General features: G+C 70.0%; 12 protein-coding genes and 4 pseudogenes. 7 read left to right on the top strand and 9 right to left on the bottom strand.

Features of this window, described 5'->3' with window-relative positions:
* Positions 1-4 precede the first annotated feature (4 nt).
* The 4 genes and pseudogenes from ACWCQM_RS09400 (at position 5) to ACWCQM_RS09415 (ending at position 3,701) form a co-directional block, all read left to right on the top strand.
* Positions 5-1,258, top strand: coding sequence for a family 2 encapsulin nanocompartment cargo protein terpene cyclase (locus ACWCQM_RS09400; protein WP_450914693.1), 1,254 nt, complete (start codon positions 5-7; stop codon positions 1,256-1,258).
* A gap of 43 nt (positions 1,259-1,301) precedes the next feature.
* The gene (locus ACWCQM_RS09405; protein WP_450914694.1) at positions 1,302-2,159 is read left to right on the top strand and encodes a geranyl diphosphate 2-C-methyltransferase; all 858 of its coding nucleotides are present in this window, start codon (positions 1,302-1,304) and stop codon (positions 2,157-2,159) included.
* 156 nt (positions 2,160-2,315) lie between these two features.
* Positions 2,316-3,039 (top strand): annotated as a pseudogene (locus tag ACWCQM_RS09410) (NAD(P)H-binding protein).
* Positions 3,040-3,263: 224 nt separating this feature from the next.
* Complete coding sequence (locus ACWCQM_RS09415) at positions 3,264-3,701, top strand: VOC family protein (protein WP_450914695.1); 438 nt, start codon at positions 3,264-3,266, stop codon at positions 3,699-3,701.
* A 187-nt stretch (positions 3,702-3,888) separates the two neighbouring features.
* On the opposite strand, the gene ACWCQM_RS09420 is transcribed toward ACWCQM_RS09415, so the two are convergent.
* Entirely contained in the window at positions 3,889-4,221 is a 333-nt protein-coding gene (locus ACWCQM_RS09420) for a hypothetical protein (RefSeq protein ID WP_450914696.1), read from the bottom strand.
* A gap of 21 nt (positions 4,222-4,242) precedes the next feature.
* A complete protein-coding gene (locus ACWCQM_RS09425) occupies positions 4,243-4,692 on the bottom strand; it encodes a hypothetical protein (RefSeq protein WP_450914697.1) in 450 nt (149 codons plus the stop codon).
* Positions 4,693-5,059: 367 nt separating this feature from the next.
* Here ACWCQM_RS09425 and ACWCQM_RS09430 point away from each other — a divergent pair, with 367 nt between their 5' ends.
* The gene (locus tag ACWCQM_RS09430) at positions 5,060-5,635 is read left to right on the top strand and encodes a GNAT family N-acetyltransferase (protein ID WP_450914698.1); all 576 of its coding nucleotides are present in this window, start codon (positions 5,060-5,062) and stop codon (positions 5,633-5,635) included.
* Positions 5,636-5,864: 229 nt separating this feature from the next.
* Here ACWCQM_RS09430 and ACWCQM_RS09435 read toward each other — a convergent pair whose 3' ends face one another.
* Positions 5,865-6,791 (bottom strand): DUF3048 domain-containing protein, encoded by a 927-nt coding sequence (locus ACWCQM_RS09435; protein ID WP_450914699.1) that lies wholly within the window; start codon positions 6,789-6,791, stop codon positions 5,865-5,867.
* Positions 6,792-7,034: 243 nt separating this feature from the next.
* Between ACWCQM_RS09435 and ACWCQM_RS09440 the strand changes: the two are divergent.
* Positions 7,035-7,424: pseudogene (locus ACWCQM_RS09440) on the top strand (hypothetical protein); the annotation flags it as partial.
* 2 nt (positions 7,425-7,426) lie between these two features.
* Here ACWCQM_RS09440 and ACWCQM_RS09445 read toward each other — a convergent pair.
* From ACWCQM_RS09445 to rph, 5 genes and pseudogenes are all read right to left on the bottom strand, one after another.
* Positions 7,427-7,699, bottom strand: a pseudogene (locus tag ACWCQM_RS09445) (peptidoglycan-binding protein); the annotation flags it as partial.
* A 1,225-nt stretch (positions 7,700-8,924) separates the two neighbouring features.
* Positions 8,925-10,928 carry a hypothetical protein gene (locus ACWCQM_RS09450; RefSeq protein ID WP_450914700.1) on the bottom strand — a complete coding sequence of 668 codons (2,004 nt, stop codon included), beginning with the start codon at positions 10,926-10,928 and terminating at the stop codon, positions 8,925-8,927.
* Between the two features lie 286 nt (positions 10,929-11,214).
* Positions 11,215-11,574 (bottom strand): M23 family metallopeptidase, encoded by a 360-nt coding sequence (locus ACWCQM_RS09455; protein WP_450914844.1) that lies wholly within the window; start codon positions 11,572-11,574, stop codon positions 11,215-11,217.
* Positions 11,575-11,622: 48 nt separating this feature from the next.
* Positions 11,623-11,859: pseudogene (locus tag ACWCQM_RS09460) on the bottom strand (peptidoglycan-binding protein); the annotation flags it as partial.
* 385 nt (positions 11,860-12,244) lie between these two features.
* On the bottom strand, positions 12,245-14,839 hold the full coding sequence (gene rph / locus ACWCQM_RS09465) for a rifamycin-inactivating phosphotransferase (protein WP_450914701.1): 2,595 nt from the start codon (positions 14,837-14,839) through the stop codon (positions 12,245-12,247).
* 358 nt (positions 14,840-15,197) lie between these two features.
* Here rph and ACWCQM_RS09470 point away from each other — a divergent pair, with 358 nt between their 5' ends.
* Positions 15,198-15,893: a 2-phosphosulfolactate phosphatase gene (locus ACWCQM_RS09470; RefSeq protein WP_450914702.1), complete on the top strand. Its 696-nt coding sequence runs from the start codon at positions 15,198-15,200 to the stop codon at positions 15,891-15,893.
* A gap of 73 nt (positions 15,894-15,966) precedes the next feature.
* On the opposite strand, the gene ACWCQM_RS09475 is transcribed toward ACWCQM_RS09470, so the two are convergent.
* Positions 15,967-16,401 (bottom strand): VOC family protein, encoded by a 435-nt coding sequence (locus ACWCQM_RS09475; RefSeq protein ID WP_450914703.1) that lies wholly within the window; start codon positions 16,399-16,401, stop codon positions 15,967-15,969.
* Positions 16,402-16,491: the final 90 nt, after the last annotated feature.

Here is a 16,491-nt window from a genome sequence, read left to right on the forward strand (position 1 = left end):
TCGCATGAGCTCATCCAGTGGTGCCGACGACCCCCCATGGACACGGAACGGGTTCCCGGCAGGCCGCCTGCCGGCTCTCACGTCCCAAACCGCCGTCCGGAGCCCGTCCCTTCCTCCCTCTTCCGCGCTCCTGGACCGACTGCTGGCCGGCCCGGCCGGAATCGGCACGTCCGCGGCCCGGCTGTTCCACTCCCCCGCCCCGTCCGCCAAGGCGGCCGAGGCGGCCGAGGCGGCCGAGGCAGGGAGCGGCGGGCAGGACGGGGGCCCGCCGCCCGGGCAGGGCGGCACACCGGACCAGGCCCGGGAGGTACGGATCCCTACCCTGTACTGCCCGGAAGCCGTACGGGACGACCCGGCTCTCGGTGAGGAGGTCAACAACCGCCTGGTCGACTGGGCCGCGGAGACCGGCATTTTCACGGGCCGTCTCGAACGCCTTCGCTCACACCAGTTCGGGCGCCTGTTCATGCTCGCGCATCCCGACTGCGACGACCCCGACCGCCTGCTGGCCGCGGCCCGCTGCGGGCTCGCCGAATGGTCCGTGGACGACCACTGGGTCGATGAGGGCGAGGACACCGAACCGGAGCTCCTCGGCGCCCGCCTCGCGATGGCCCACGCGGTGATCGACCCCGTCCGCCTCCCCGCACGCTATCTGGCGCAGTTCGAGGAACTCGTCCAGCGGCAGCCCGTCCTGCGCGCCTTCCGGTCCAGCCTCGCGCACCTTTCCGGAATCGCCAGCACCACCCAGGTGGCGCGGCTGCGCCATGAGCTCGCCGTCATGTTCGTGGCGTACGGGCAGGAGGCCCAGTGGCGCAGCAGCGGGCGCACGCCCGCGGTGTGGGAGTACCTCCTGCACCGGTACGAGAACGCCTTCTACCCGTGCATGGTCCTGATCGACCCGGTCGGCGGCTACGAGCTCCCCGCGCACGAGTTCGCCGACCCCACCGTGCGCCGTACCTACCTCTACGCGGGCATGGCCAACGTCCTGCTCAACGACATCTATTCGATGGCGAAGGAGGATCCCGGGGACACCAATCTGCCCAACCTCATCGCCGCCGAGGACAACTGCTCCCTCCAGGAAGCCGTCGACCGCACGGCAGCCATCCACGACGAACTCATGCACACCGTCGAGGCCGACTGCGCCGTGCTGGCGACGGCCGGCTCGCCCCAGCTGCGCCGCTACCTGGCCGGTCTGTGGGCGTGGATGGGCGGCAGCAAGGAGTGGCATGCCACCAGCGCCCGTTACCAGCAAGCCGGCTGAACCCGTAACACACACCGTTCATCACGTATCCAAGGAGATTTGCATGACCGTCCAGGACACCGCCGCCCATCCCCTGCGCAGCCTCTACCAGAAGTCGGTCGCCAACTACTGGAACGAGGAGAAGAACCCGGTCAACCTCCGCCTCGGGGAGGTCGACGGCATCTACCACCACCACTACGGCGTCGGCGACGTGGACTGGTCCGTCCTCGAAGGCCCCGAGGAGACCCGCCAGCAGCGGCTGACGGCCGAGCTGCACCGCCTGGAGTGCGCCCAGGCCGATGTCCTCATGTCGCACCTCGGCGACATCACCCCCGAGGACCGTCTCATGGACTCGGGATCGGGCCGGGGCGGCAGCAGCTTCGTCGCCCACAGCCGCTTCGGGGCACGCGTCGACGGTGTGTCCATCTCCGAGACCCAGGTCGCGTTCGCCAACGGCCAGGCCAAGGAACGCGGCGTGGACCACAAGGTCAGCTTCCACCTCAAGAACATGCTCCACACCGGTTTCGAGAGCGACAGCTTCCAGGCCATCTGGAACAACGAGAGCACGATGTACGTGGACCTCTCGCTCCTCTTTCCCGAGTACGCCAGGCTCCTCAAGCACGGTGGGCGTTATGTGACCATCACCGGCTGCTACAACGACGCGTACGGGCTGCCGTCGCGAGCCGTCAGCGAGATCAACGCCCACTACATCTGCAACATCCATCCCCGCAGCAAGTACTTCAAGGAGATGGCCGCCAACCGCCTCGTGCCCTCCAGCGTCGTCGACCTCACCGCGGCGACCATCCCGTACTGGGAGCTGCGTGCCAAGTCGCCGCTGGCCACCGGTATCGAGAAGGCGTTCCTGGACGCCTACAAGGACGGCAGCTTCCAGTACCTGCTGATCGCGGCCGACAAGGTCTGACCCTGAACGCGGTCGATACGAGGGGCCCGGCCGGCGACCACCGGCCGGGCCCTTGGCGACGGCCGGAGCGCCCGGTGCGGGCGGGTTCGCAGGAACCGGCGCTCAGGCGGCTCGCAGCCCGGACGCCTCGGAACCGGCCGGGGAGCATGCGGGCACATGAGCCCGGCCCCTGACCGCCCGCCGGGTCACATACAGGCCGACCTCGCCGCTCCCGACGGTCTGCGCCCCGCGCTCGACGGCGCGGACGCGCTCTTCCTGCTGGTGGCCGGCGACGACCCGCAGGGCATCCTCGACGCCGCGAAGGCGGGCGGCGTCCGGCGGGTGGTCCTGGTCTCCTCCCTCGGCGTCGCCACCCGCCCGGAGGCGTACCGCCACCCTGCCGCCTTCGAGGCCGCGCTCCGCGGCTCCGGCCTCGACTGGACCGTGCTGCGCTGCGGCGGGCTGGACTCCAACGCCTTCGCCTGGGCCGATTCGATCCGTACCGAGCGGGTGGCTGCCGCCCCGTTCGGTGACGTGGGCCTGCCGATGGTCGACCCGGCGGACGTCGCCGAGGTGGCCGCCGCCGCGCTGCTGGAGCCCGGCCACGCCGGCGCCGTGTACGAGCTCACCGGCCCCGCCCCGACCACGCCGCGCGAGCGGGCCGCAGCGATCGGCGCCGCTCTCGGGGAGCCGGTCCGCTTCGTCGAGCAGACCCGCCAGGAGGCCCGGGAGCAGATGCTCGCGTTCATGCCCGAGCCGGTGGTGGAGGGCACCCTCGCCATCCTCGGGGAGCCGCTGGCCCGCCGAGCGTCGGGTGAGCTCCGATGTAGAGCGGGTCCTGGGCCGTGCGCCGCGCCCCTTCGCGGACTGGGCCACCCGCAGCGCAGTCGCCTTCCGCTGATCCGGCGCACACACTCCTGGGAGTGCGGCGAGAGGAGAACCCGAAGGATTTCCCTCCGCCGTCGGGCCTCTTCACAGAAGGCCGGGTCAGAAGCCGGCTCAGACGCCCGGCTCAGACGCCCGGCTCACGAACCCGGCTCAGGATCCCGACGCGCGCTCGGCCGCGTCCTCGACAGCGACCGATCGGCTCGGCTCGGCTCGGCTCGGCTCGGTAGCATCCCACGCATGGCCATCAAACTCGAGAACGTCGGCATCGCCGTTCGCGACCTCGAAGCAGCGATCTCCTTCTTCACCGACCTCGGCCTCACGGTCCTCGGCCGTGACACGGTCAGCGGCGACTGGACCGACACCGCCGTCGGCCTTGACGGCAATCACGCCAAGATCGCGATGCTGCAGACGCCGGACGGTCACGGCCGCCTCGAACTCTTCGAGTACATCCACCCCGAAGCGATCGAGTCGGAGCCCACTCGCCCCAACGACATCGGCATGCACCGCGTCGCCTTCTCGGTGGACGACATCGACAAGGCCCTCGAAACGGCCGCGAAGCACGGATGCCGTCCGCTGCGCGGTGTGGCGACCTATGAGGACGTCTACAAGCTCACGTACCTCCGCGGTCCCAGCGGCATCCTCGTGATGCTCGCCGAGGAGCTCAAGAAGAACTGACGCACGGGCAGTGCGCGCGGCGCCCTCAGCCCGACGCCCGTGTGGCGTCTCGGCACCCGGCCCCCGCTCCCGGCCTGACCGGCCCCTGCTCCCCGCGGCAACGGCCGCCCGCCACGTGATCCGTGACGGGCGGCCACCCATGCGTCCTCCCACCTTGCTCAGGGGCCGAGCGCCGCCGCCAGCGACATCACTCACCGATCCGGGTGTGTGCCGGTCCCGAGTCGTAGCGGTCGAGGAACGCGTTCGCCGGGAGATCCAGCGCGTGCAGTGCGGAGAACACCTCCGTACCCGCGCCCACTTCTTCGTCGCCGTCGCAGATCCGGTATGCCTGCACCATGTCGAGGACCTCGAAACCGCCCTCCTCGGCGTACTCGGCCGACTCGCGCCCCGCCAGTTCGATCGCCTCGTCGAGGGACGCCGCCCGGAACAGCACGACGCGCTCCTCGTAGGGCCGGTTCTCCCAGCTCAGCCATCTGTAGAAGGTCCTGGCGCCGTACCACGCCTTGGGCTCCTGACTCATCGCCGGCCCTCACCCGCCCGGTCATGACCAGCGTTCGAGTTCGGCGTCGATACGGGGATCCGTGCGCACCCACACCTCACCGGTGGCAGCTCCCGGCGGGGCATCGACCAGCTCGAGTCCCAGGGTCCGGATCAACCCCAGGAGCGCGTCGCGAGCCTCGCCGGCGTCGTCGAGTGTGCAGCTGTCGAAGAGGACGTAGTGCACATCCCAACGGTCGTCGTACCCGGAGTCGGCCCAGATCCTGCAGAAGCGGTCCAGTGCGTCCTGGTCGAGACGGGCGGTCGCGGACCGCTCCTCCTCCAGGGCGGCGGTCTCGGCGAAGCCCCTCGCAACCTCGTCGGCGCTCCACCACTCCGCCGCCTCCGCGACCGCGGCGGGGGTGAAGTCCTTCATCGCGAGGAAGCGCTCCAGCAGCCGGCCGACCCCGGTGTCCTGAGTCGTCGAACTCGCTCCGGAGCCGTGCGCGCTCAAGAGCGGCGGTGTCGGTGCCGGGTGGTCTCATCGTCGTCCTTGGTGTCCGTGGCCGGGGCCGTTCCTGAACCTCGCCTGTCCAGCGTTCACTTGCAGATGCCTGCCTTCGTCATTCGCCCGGAGCCGGCAGCCGCCACGACCGGACCACACGCGTTCACCACGCCACAACCACCCGGTACCCCTGTTGCCGAACGACCCGATCACGCGGACAGCGAATCACATACGACGTCGATCACTCCGACGCGGGCCGCGTGGAAGGCCGACGGAGACGCCTTCCGCCGGTCCCGCGCCTCGGACCATGGCGCAGCATCGAAGCCGGTGCGTCCCGTACGCGGAAACTCGCGGAGCGTGCGGTAGGTTCCCCGCCATGACCGAGCTCGGAACCGGCACCTGGCCACCCGCCCCGATCACGACCGAGCGCCTCGTGCTCCGCGGGCCCGAGGCCCGGGACCGTACGGCGTTCATCGAGCTCTTCGCCTCGCCGGAGGTGGGTGCCTACATCGGCGGCCCTCGGCCGCGGGACGAGCTGGAGCGGACCGTGCCGGAAGTGCCCGGGCGACGCCCCGGCCTGTTCGTCGTCGAGCTGGACGGAGCGATGATCGGCATGATCACGCTCGACCGGCGCGGCGCGGAGCGTCCGGGACACCTACGCCCGGAAGCCGGCGAGACCGAACTCGGGTACATGCTCCTGCCGAAGGCGTGGGGCCGCGGTTACGCCGCCGAGGCCTGCGCGGCAGCTCTCGCCTGGTGCGCCGAGACGCTGCCCGACGAGCCCGTGGTGCTCTGCACGCAGTCCGCCAACGACCGCTCGATGCGACTCGCCTCGGGACTCGGGTTCACCGAGGTGGAGCGGTTCGAGGAGTACGGCGCCGAGCAGTGGTTCGGGGTGTGGTCGTCGGCCGGGCAGGGCGGCTTCCCCCGAGGGGAACGCTGCCCGCGGTGAGAGCAGCAGCCGTTTCCGGGTGTCGAACGGCAGGATGGACGGGAACGCCGTCCTGGCCGACGGCACGTCGAAGGCGACTGTCCAGCTGCGGCTGAGATGGACCCAAGGACTCCGCGGAGAGCGGCCCGGGGGCGTAGTGGGCCGCGCCGCACGCGGTCCTGCCCAGGAGTTGGCCAGCGTCCCGCGACGTACGCCCGGTTTCGCTGCTGCACCGCGTCAGCCCGGTGCGTCAGTCCGGTACGAGCACGATCCAGACCTGGCCGGCCGCGAATGTCATCGGCTCGCCGTCCTTGGTGGTGAAGCCGGTCGCTGAATCGGCGCTGTTCCGTTCCCATGCCACGTCGTACGACATGCCGTCACGCAGGACCACAGCCGAGCCCGCCCCCACGGTCGCGCTGAACGGCGAGGTGTTTCCCCCTCGGTCCCGGAAGCGCGACGGCTGCACGTCCACATCCTGCAGGATCACCGTGGCTGCTCCGAGCCGGCGCCCGGAGGCCGTACGGGCAGGGGTCTGGTCCATGCTCACCAGCCACTCCGCCCGGTCCTCGGCCCAGGTGAAGGTGAAGCGTGCCGACGGGTACGACACGGTACGTTCGTTGACCGGGGTGCCGCCCTGGGGCGGCGCGGCGAAGCGGAGGCCGATGTCCCCGGCAGCGTTCACCCCGGTGGAGGCGTGCGGGATCTTCCCCGGGCGCACATACAGATTGTGCGGTGCGTCGCGGTCCCCGCTGCGGAAGTAGGCGTCCGGCGCCTTCGACGGCGGCAGTGCCTCAATGGGGGCCGATTCGATCGACGGCCGGAGGGCGGACTGGGCGCCCGAGTACGCGAGCGTGGGCTCGTCGAACTGCCGGAGCAGCTCCAGATCCGTTTCGCGAGCGCTGCGTACGGGGCCGATGACCGGCGGCAGACCGGAGGAGTAGACGGCGAGAATGCGGCTGAGGCCTGCCTCCACCTGCTCCACGTAGACGATGTCGGCCTTCTCGAGGCCGGTGGGCGGCCGGGCCGCGGCCACGTTGTCGATCTTCACGGCGAGAACCTTGGCGCGGGGTGCGGATGGTGTCTCCCCTCCGCCGGAACTGGTGCAGGCCGCGGTGACGACAAGTGTGAGCGCGGCGAGTGCGGCGGCGGCCGGTCTCTTCGTCCTGGAGGTAGGCATGGCTGCCGCCCCTTTCCCGCCGTCCTTGAGGCAGCGGCTCATGTCTGTGCGGCGAGAAACTCTCTCGTCAATCATCACGCAGAAGACCGGCCGGAGCCCTCAGGGGCGTGCCGGAACATTCCTGGCCGCCGTCTGGTGCGCGGCGCGCGTCGCTGCTGAAGCAGAGCGAGCCAGAACCCTCAGGCGTGAACGACGACGGCCGGCTGCAGGGACCTTTCCGGAAGGACCACTAGGGTCGGCGGCGTGCGTGATGTACGAGTCGTTCTGATCGGCGGGACGTCGAACGTCGGGAAGTCGACGGTCGCCCAAGTGGTGGCGGAGAGACTTGGGTTCGAGTGCATGAGTACCGACGTGCTGGCCCGGCACCCGGGGCGACCCTGGAGAACGCCGGACCGGGAGGTGCCGGCGCACGTCGCGGAGCACTACGGATCACTTACGGTGGACGAACTGATGACGTCCGTTCTCGACCACTACGGTCAGCTCTGGCCCCGCGTCGAAGAGCTGATCACGGCTCGTGCGGCCGAGAACTGCGGCAGTACGGGCCTGGTCCTGGAGGGGTCGGCACTCTGGCCCGTCTTCGTCGCGGGGCTACGGACCCCGCACACGGCCGCCGTGTGGCTCACCACCGACGACTATCACGCCCCTGCGGGCACGCGCAGGGCCTTCCAGGAGGCCGGGCCGGGGAGGCCGTCCGCGTCCGCGCCGCGGTACCCGAGTTTGCGCTGCCAGTGGGCGAACGAGTCCCGGTCCGCCTGGGTCCACTGGGGCCCCGGCGCCTTCGTGTAGGCCGAGCAGCCCTCGGCGACCAACCGCAGGCCCATCGCGAGGACGATCGGGCTCTTCGGGACGCCTTTGAACCAGGCCGCACCGGGGAAGGGCACGTAGGCGGGCGGAGGCGGCCGACCGGGGTCGTCCATCGGCGGCAGTGCGGTCATCGGCGTACCGAGAATGCCGATCACCTGGGTGCCCAGCCCCTGGACGGTCGTCGCACCAGGGCTGCCGGCGGCCGGTGCGGAGCCGGACCTGAGCAGGAAGGGGCCGAAGGCGGGTGCGGCGGCGCCGAGAGCGGCGTTCGCCTCGGCTGTCCAGCCGCCGGTGATACGTACGTCCCGTACCAGCAGGAGCGCCAGGGGGAGGCAGTGCGCCGTGCCGTCCTCGGGTGGGGCCGGCACGAGCTGGCCGCGGGTCATCCCGGGCACGTACCAGCCGGGTTCCGCGATGAGCTCGGGATGCCACCAGGGCGTCCCGGCGAACCTGCGCACCAGACGCACCAGGCTGTGCTCGAAGTGGATGTGCAGGTCGCCGCCGCCGGTCGGGGCGCTCGCGGGAGCGACCGGCGGCACCGTGTCGGCCGCCTCCGGGGCATCCGGCGTGGCGGACGGGCGCAAGGAGGGCAGCAGCCTGAGGGCCGGCCTCCTCAAGGCCGCGTGCTCGCGGGCGCTGACCACCTCGGAAGGGACCAGCGCATCGGCTTCCCCCGAGTCGATCGCGGTCCGCAGCATCTCGACGCGGTCTGCGTCGAGGGCGAGGAGCGCGCTCCGGGGCGTGTCCGCCGCGGGCTGCGTCAGGGATGCGGAACGCAGCCGCCACAGTTCGGGATTGGCGTCCGGGAGGGATTCCTCCTGTGCCGGGGGCGCGGGCTGTGACGCGGTGACGGTGCTGTCGAAGGTCTGCCAGTGCACGGCACCGCTGGGCGCCGCCCAGTCGTCCGGTTCGAGGCCCAGGGGAAGACCGGCGGGGTTGGGGCCCAGGTCGCGCTTCGCGGCGTTGAGCAGATCACGGACGCGTGCCCAGGCGTCCGTGTCGGGGGCGGCCGAGGGGCGGCCGTACTGGGCGATCAGCGTGTAGACGGAGGAGGCGGAGATACCGCTGCCGAGCGCGGCGGGGATCGGCGTGCAGTCGCTCAGCCTCAGCAGCAGCGGGAAGTCGTACTCCGCCCGTAGCCATTCGGAGACGAGGAGCTGGTTGACCACACCGTTCTGCACCATGTCGTCGTCGACCGCCTGCCCCGGCAGGACGGCGAGCGCGAACTTCCCCGCGCCCGCTGTGACGTAAGTCCGCAGCAACTGGTCGAGGACCTGCTGACCGAGGGCGACCGGCAGGTCCTCGTGGGCGGCCATGACGGCACCCTCCTCAGGCGGTCGGAGCGGCAGGCGTCGGGGGCGCTGGGGCTGCGGGAGCCGGGTCGGCAGGCGCGGGGGCTGCCGGGGCCGCAGGAGCAGCAGGCGCCGGGGCTGCCGGAGCCGGAGCCGCCGGGGCCGGAGGCGCGGGGGCTGCGGGAGCCGCGGGCGCGGGCGCTGGTGCTGCCGGAGTCGGGGCTGCCGCAGGAGCCGGGGCTGCTGGAGCCGGAGCCGCTGGTGCAGCGGGCGCCGGGGCCGCCGGTGTGGGCGCGGGGGCTTCAGCCGCGGGCTTGGGCGCTTCGGCCTTCTTCTCCTCCTCCTTCTTCTCCTCACCCTTGGGCGCGTCCACCAGCGGAGCCGGAGGGGTGATCTCTCCGACCCAGCCGACGATCTGCGAGCCGTGAATCTCCAGCGTGCCCCGCTGGCCGTCGCTGTGGTAGTTCCAGCCGTAGTCGCTGCCGCCGCTGGACTCGAACACGCCGTGCGATTCGCTTTCGCTGTGCTGCACGGAGCCGCCGATTCCCATGTAGCCGGCGGACCCGCCGAAGCTGGTGGAACTGGTGTTGGTGTTGGAGCTCGCGTCGGCGACGGCCTTCTGGAACGCGTCACCCGCGGCACCCCAGTTGTCGGCGGAGATCTTCACGTTGCGGACGACCACGAAGCCCTTGGGCACCATGGGCAGCAGCTTGTCGGTCTTCCCCATCTGGCCGTCGAGGGTGCCGTCACTGATGCAGCCCTTCGGCTGGCCGACGATGTGCCAGCCGTCCATGTGGAACAGGTCACCGAGCAGCCAGGGGCGTCGGATGGTCGCCATGAACCACTCGAAGTCAACCGTGGCGTTGGAGGTTTCGTCGTGGAAGCTCGACCATGTGGCGCTGTCGGTGTGCATCCCGGAGGAGGCGCTGCTCTCGGAGTGGGAGACATTGGCGGAGGCGCCGAAGAAGCCGATGCTGTAACCGGCGCTGCCGGAGGTGGAGGAGGCGCTGTTGTCGTAGTAGCTCCGTCCGAAGGAACTGCTGCCGCCCGCAGCCGACTTGTCGAGCTTGTTGGACTCGACATGCACCTCGACCGTACCGAAGTCCTTGTTCTTCCGGTCCCACCAGGAGATGGGGTCGATGTAGGAGTACGGCACGTTCACGGCCACGGCTCCGGCGAGCCCCAGCTGATAGGCGTCGAACATCGTGCGGGCCTGCGCGATGAACGACGCTGCGGCGCTGCCACCGATCGACTGGGTCGTGGCGATGGCGTCCTCCACCTCCTGGCCTCCCATCGCGAAGAGGTCGGCCCTGGCGGAGTCGACGGCACCCTTGTACTTCGTGCTGGTGACCGGCCAGACCTGACCCAGCGCCGGGTCGGCGGTGGCTGCGGCGAAGGCACCCGCGAATGCGGTGACCGCGTCTTCGTACGACTTCTTGTTCTTGTTGTAGATCTCGTACTTGCGCGAGTAGCCGGTCATGTTGCCTTCGGCGTCGAAGGTGAAGAGCGTCTTCCGCGCGGCATCGATCCGGGCCTGGACCTCGGCGCTGGGTGGTGGCACGGGCTCGGCCTGCATGCCGACCAGAGCGGTCTTGTACGCGAAGCTGACCTTGCGGTCCGGCCAGGCGACGGCGATGCCGTCCTTGGTGACCATCAGCATCTCGTCGACGAGGTTCGAGGTGAAGCCCGCGGCCTGGAGCGAGTGCTGGAGCTGTGGGTCGGGCTTGGGCGGTACCGCGGACAGTGCGGCTGCCGGGGTGGTGGCTTCGGCAGCCGCCGGTGCGGCCGGTGCCGCCGGCGCGAAACGGCCGTCACTCGAGACTGCGGCCGAGGTGGCACCACCGGCCGGAGTCCACGCGAAGGAGTACATGGCGGGGTCGATGGGGTAGCCCACCGGGAGGTGCATGTAAACGGCCGAGCCGGAAGGCTTTCCGTCGGGACCCACCATGCGGGCCGTGATGGCGGAGTGAATCTGGTCCAGCGCGGCAACGAGTGCCTGAGTGACGCCCCCGCTCACCTGGAGTTGGGAATCGACTGGCATGGCGAGTTTCCTTCCCTGTGATCCGTACGAGGGTTGAGAGATCCAATATTCAGATCCGTATATGGACGAGTTCAGTATTACTCGCCCGGGGTTTACGGCGCATGTACCGGGTCGGACTGACGCGAGCTCAACTCATTTCGCGTCAACGGCCGTTGCGACGACGGACACACGACTGCCGGATTCAGCGCCGGGCGGATACCGAACGGGCGGTGAGGACACGCCGGGTCATCCCACTACCGTTTTCCGGGAACGCCCTCCCGCGAGCCCTCACCCTGACGGTTCCAGGTCACCAGTTGGGGTTGACGTCGGAACCGAACCCGCCACCCGCCGGACGCTTTTCGAAGTGGAGGTGCGGACCGGTGGAATTTCCGGTGGAGCCGACCTCTCCGACCTTCTGACCGGCCTTCACGGCACCGCCGTCCACGGTCCGCTTGGAAAGGTGGCAGTACCAGTAGTCGAAACCGCCGGTGCGCAGCACGAGGTAGTTGCCGAAACTCGGGTCCCGTCCGCTCCGGGCTATGGAACCGCTGCGCACCGCGACACAGGTCTTCCCCTGCGGAGCGGGGTAGTCGGCGCCGGTGTGATAGCCCAGGCTCCAGTGAGGCCCCTTCCTGCGGTACGGGGTCGCGACGCCGACTCCTGGCACGGGGGACGCGACACGAGCACCACCGCCGCCGGCGGCCGGCTGCCCGGCCGACGGAACGCGGAGCTTGTCCCAGGACATCTTGCCCGGAATGCCGTTGGCGTCCGCCCCCTTCAATTTCAGCTTCTGCTGCCAGGCGGCATAGGACTTCTGGTCCGCTTCGGTCCACTCAAGGTCAGGGCCCGCCTTGTACTTTCCGCACCCTTCGTCCATCAAGCGTTTTCCCATTGCGGTGATCAGGGGGCTCCGTTGCCCCTTGTGGAAGAATGCTGCTCCCGGGAACGGCGCCAACGTAGCCATGGCCTTCCCCTCTTTTCGACGGCTGCCGGATCACGATGAGCATTCGACTGTTGAACGTGGGAAGATGTCACCGTGCCGACACCGGATTTGATTGATCGCTGCCCCAATTTTCGCCGACGAGATGCCGGTTCCGGTCGGTTGCCCCAGTCGGACATGCCCACCGGACCGGGCCCGCTGCACTGGGAAGCGTACGGAACTCCTGGTGATGGAGCGGGCTTTCCGGTCGGCCGGGCGGCGCTCCTGCCCGAAAGCCGGGTTCCGCCCGGGACCGATGTGCTGCTTCCGTCACAGCTGCCCTGTCTCCACGATGCGCCCGTTGGGAACCGCGTGCAAACCCGGCAACGTGCGGAAATCCGGATCTCGGTGTAGCCGGTCAGGCGAGGATCTCGACGTACCCCTCGGTTCCGTGCACACGGATCCGCTGCCCGTCCCGGATCAGCGTGGTGGCCTGCTCGACGCCCACGACGGCCGGCAGTCCGTACTCCCGGGCGATCACCGCGCCATGAGTCATCAGGCCGCCCACCTCCGTGACCAGGCCCGCGATTCCGACGAACAGCGGCGACCAACTGGGGTCCGTGAAGGCCGTGACGAGGATGTCGCCCGCTTCGAGGTCGGCGTCCGCCATGTCGAGCACGACACGGGCCCTTCCCTCCACCATCCCTGTGGAGACCGGCAGACCGGCCAGGGCTCCGGCAGGCACGTCGTCGCGCCGGTACGACCCGGTGACGGCCTCGCCGTCCGAGGTGAGCACCCGGGGCGGCGTGAGCGCGTGGTACGACCGGAACGCCTCCTTGCGCTGCTGGATGAGCCGGCTGTCCGCCTGCTTCGAGCGCACGACTTCGTGGAGTTCCTGGAAGGTGAGGTAGAAGATGTCCTCCGCCTCGGGGAGCACGCCGGCCTTCACGAGGCGCTCGGCCTCCCCCATCAGGGCCTGCTTGTAGACGAAGTAGCGGCTGACGATGCCGTACTTGGGGTACTCCCGGTATCCGATGAAGGTGCGCACCCGGTCGATCATCCACTTGGCCTCGTCGGCCTTGCTGTCCCCGTCCGGCAGTTTCCGCAGGCGCGACAGCACGTCATGTTCCTTCTGGCGCGCCTTCTGCTTCCCCTCCTCGAAACGCCGTGCGGCGGCGCCCGGCTCGAAGTTCCTGACGTTGTCGAGGATCACGGGCACGAGCGGGGTGGGACGTTCGCGCCAACGCGGCCTCGTGATATCGATCTCGCCGACGCAGCGCATGCCGTAGCGGTCGAGGTAGGCCTCGATGGCGTCACGTGCTTCGGTCCCGCCCTCGAGCTCGGCCAGCTCGTCCAGGAAGTCCTCGTCCTGGACGCCCCGCAGGAACGCCACCACCTGCGGCCGGGGACGGATCACGTCCGCGACGTCGAGCAGGTCGAGTCCCATCTCCGAGGTGATGTTGTCGGGGGCGGAGAGCGTCAGGGTGTCGGCCGGGTTCTTCTCACCCAGCCACTCCCCCAGCTTGTCGTTGAGCCACCATGTGGACTCCATCCCCGCCATGATCGCCTGGTAGCTCAGGGGATCACCGAGGACGCTCCTGTGCTCCTCGAACGCCTCCAGCAGGAAGTCGAAGAGCTCCGTGCCGGTCTTCGCCCGGATGCCGCGCTCCAGGGCGGCAATGGACTTCCGGCTGCGCTCGATCAGCTCGGTGACGACGGCCGGATCGTTCTCGATCGGGGTCGGCGCAACGCCCGCCCGCCTGCCGGGAGCCGTGTCGGGGACCGACGGGACGAAGTCGCCGCGGTCGAGGACGGTCTCCAGAGCGTCCCTGACCAGTGGATCGCCCTTCCCCATGGCATCCAGGAGGCCGGCGCGGCTCGCTGACGAGGCCAGGCGCGAGGTGACGTCGACGAACAGCCTCCCGCCGGCCTCGGTCATCGGCACCATGGCCGTCAGCTGCCACATGGAGTACCCGAGGGGCTTCATGGGATCGGTCATCATCTGCTGGTGGCCGACGGAGACATAGACGCGGTTCTCCGGGTCGCCGGCCTCCGGAACGGGGAACAGCGTCGTGACCGGCCGGCTCTGGACGATCCGGAAGTCCTCGCCGGTCAGGCACCACTCGATGTCCTGCGGACAGCCGAAGTGCGCCTCGATCCGCCGCCCGAGCCGCACGAGCCGCACGGCCTGGTCGTCCGTCAGCGCGGCTTGCCTCTGCCGCTGTCCGTCGACCGCCACTTCCTGGGTGCCGCCGGCGGGAAGGGCCAGCACCGCACGCCGCTTGGCGGCGATCGTCCTGGCGACGACTTCACCGTCCCGTACCTTGTACACGTCCGGGTTCACGATGCCGGAGACCAGGGCTTCCCCGAGGCCGAAGCCCGCGTCCACCGTGGCGACCTTGCGGTTGCCGGTGACGGGATCGGCGGTGAACAGGACGCCGGAAGCGTCCGGGAGCACCATCCGCTGCACGACCACGGCCATGTGAACCGTACGGTGGTCGATGCCGTGGTGCCTGCGGTAGGTCACGGCCCGCTCGGTGAACAGCGAGGCCCAGCACCGGCTGATGTGCTGGAGGACGGCAGTCGGCCCCAGGACGTTGAGGTACGTGTCCTGCTGGCCGGCGAACGAGGCCGTCGGCAGGTCCTCCGCCGTCGCGCTGGACCGGACGGCACAGGCTGCCTGCTCGCCGAGGGCGGTGAGCGCGCGGGTGATCGCCGCCGACAGGTCGTCGGGGACGGCGATCCCTTCGATGGCCCGGCGGATCTCCGCACTGAGCGTGCGGGTCGTCCGGTGGTCGTCCGGGTCCACCCTCGCCAGCCGGTCGAGCCGGTCCTCGATCGACGGCTCTTCGGCCATGATCCGGCGGAAGGCGGAAGTCGTCACGCAGAATCCACCCGGCACGCCGGTGCCGTCGATCCGCGACAGCGCGCCCAGGTGCGCGGCCTTGCCACCGACGACCGCGACCTGCGTCTCGTCGATGTCCTGAAGGTCCAGCACGTACTGCTCGGTCACCGCGATACCTCCGAGGTCCGTCGTGCTGCGGGGGCCGGTCGTGTCACCGGCGCCTCCCGCCCCCGCCGCCTTCCCTCCGATGGGCCGGGCGGCGGGCACACCGGCAGCGGCGTCGCCGGTCCCACCACCGGTTCGTACATCGACGGCAACTCACGCACGTCGTTCCTCCATCTCCGCGGATTGTGGCATCGGCCGACGATTCTGCGCCGTGACCCGGGCCTTGCGGCAAGCCCCCCGGCGCGCTATAACTTGGGAGAGGCAAGGAGAGGGTTCTCCTTGCCTTTGCTGTTTCCACCCGTCGGTGTGATGCGCGCCACCATCCGGGTGCCTCGGGTCGCTCATACGCGATCATGCCCGCATGGACACACGTTTCCTCGGCATACCCGAGCTGGTCGACGTCGAGGCTCCGCCCGTGGCGGTCGTCATCGATGTCATGCGCGCGTTCACGGTGGCGGCCTGGGCCTTCGCCCAGGGCGCGGAGAAGATCGTTCTCGCCGAGTCGCTGGACGGGGCACAAGCCCTGAAGGCTCGCCACCCGGAGTGGGTGGCGATCAAGGACGGTGCCCCCGCACCCGGATTCGACACCGTCAACTCTCCGGGCCTGCTGCGCTCCCTCGACCTCGGCGGAAGGACCGTCGTCCAGAAGACCACGGCGGGTACGGTCGGCGCCCTCGCGGTGAGGGACGCGTCACTGGTGCTGTGCGCGAGCTTCGTGGTGGCGGAGGCGACGGCGCGGCTCCTGCGGACACGCGAGTGCGACAGCGTCACGTACGTGGTCACCGGCGAGGACGGGCGCGCCGATGAAGACCTGGCGTGTGCCCAGTACATCGCCGGGCGGGCCGCCGGGGCGGGGACGGACGCGGCCGGCTACCTCCGCCGCGCGGGCGAGTCGCGCGCCGCGTCCGAGCTGGCGGAGGGTGTGCGCCAGGGCGTCCATCCCGATGACATCGCGCTCTGCCTGGAACTCGACCGGTTCCCCTTCGCCATGGTGGCGACCTCGGAGGGCCCTCTCATGGTCCTCCGCCCGTACGCCATGCCTGCGCCGGGGCACTGACGCCCTGTCATTCACGGTGCAGGGCGGCTGAGTCGTGGGTGCGTGACGCCGTCGTCAGGATGTTCGCGGTGCCTCAGTCGAGACAGAACTCGTTGCCCTCGACGTCCCGCATCCCGATGCAGGACTCGTCGACGCCGTCGGCGAGCAGTGTGCGCTCGTGCACCGCGCCGAGCGCCATCAGCCGCGCGCACTCCTTTTCGAGTGCGGCGAGGCGCTCGTCACCCACGAGCCCGGTGCCGACACGCACGTCGAGATGCACCCGGTTCTTGACGATCTTCCCTTCGGGAACACGCTGGAAGTACAGGCGCGGACCGGCACCGGAGGGATCGACGCAGGCGAACGACGCCCCTTGCCGCTCGGGCGCCAGCGAGCGATCGTAATCGGCCCAGCTGTCGAACCCCTCGGGCGGCGGCGGTAGGACGTACCCCAGCACCTCGCACCAGAACCGGGCGACGCGCTCGGGTTCCGCACAGTCGAAGGTGATTTGGACCTGCCTGATCGACGTCATCGGCACACCATAACGGCGCGGCCTCGACGGGTCCCCCGATTATCGCCCGAGTGACGATTGATTCTCGCGGCATGGGCCCAGGACGATCCC

The organism is Streptomyces sp. NPDC002125, from assembly GCF_053593715.1.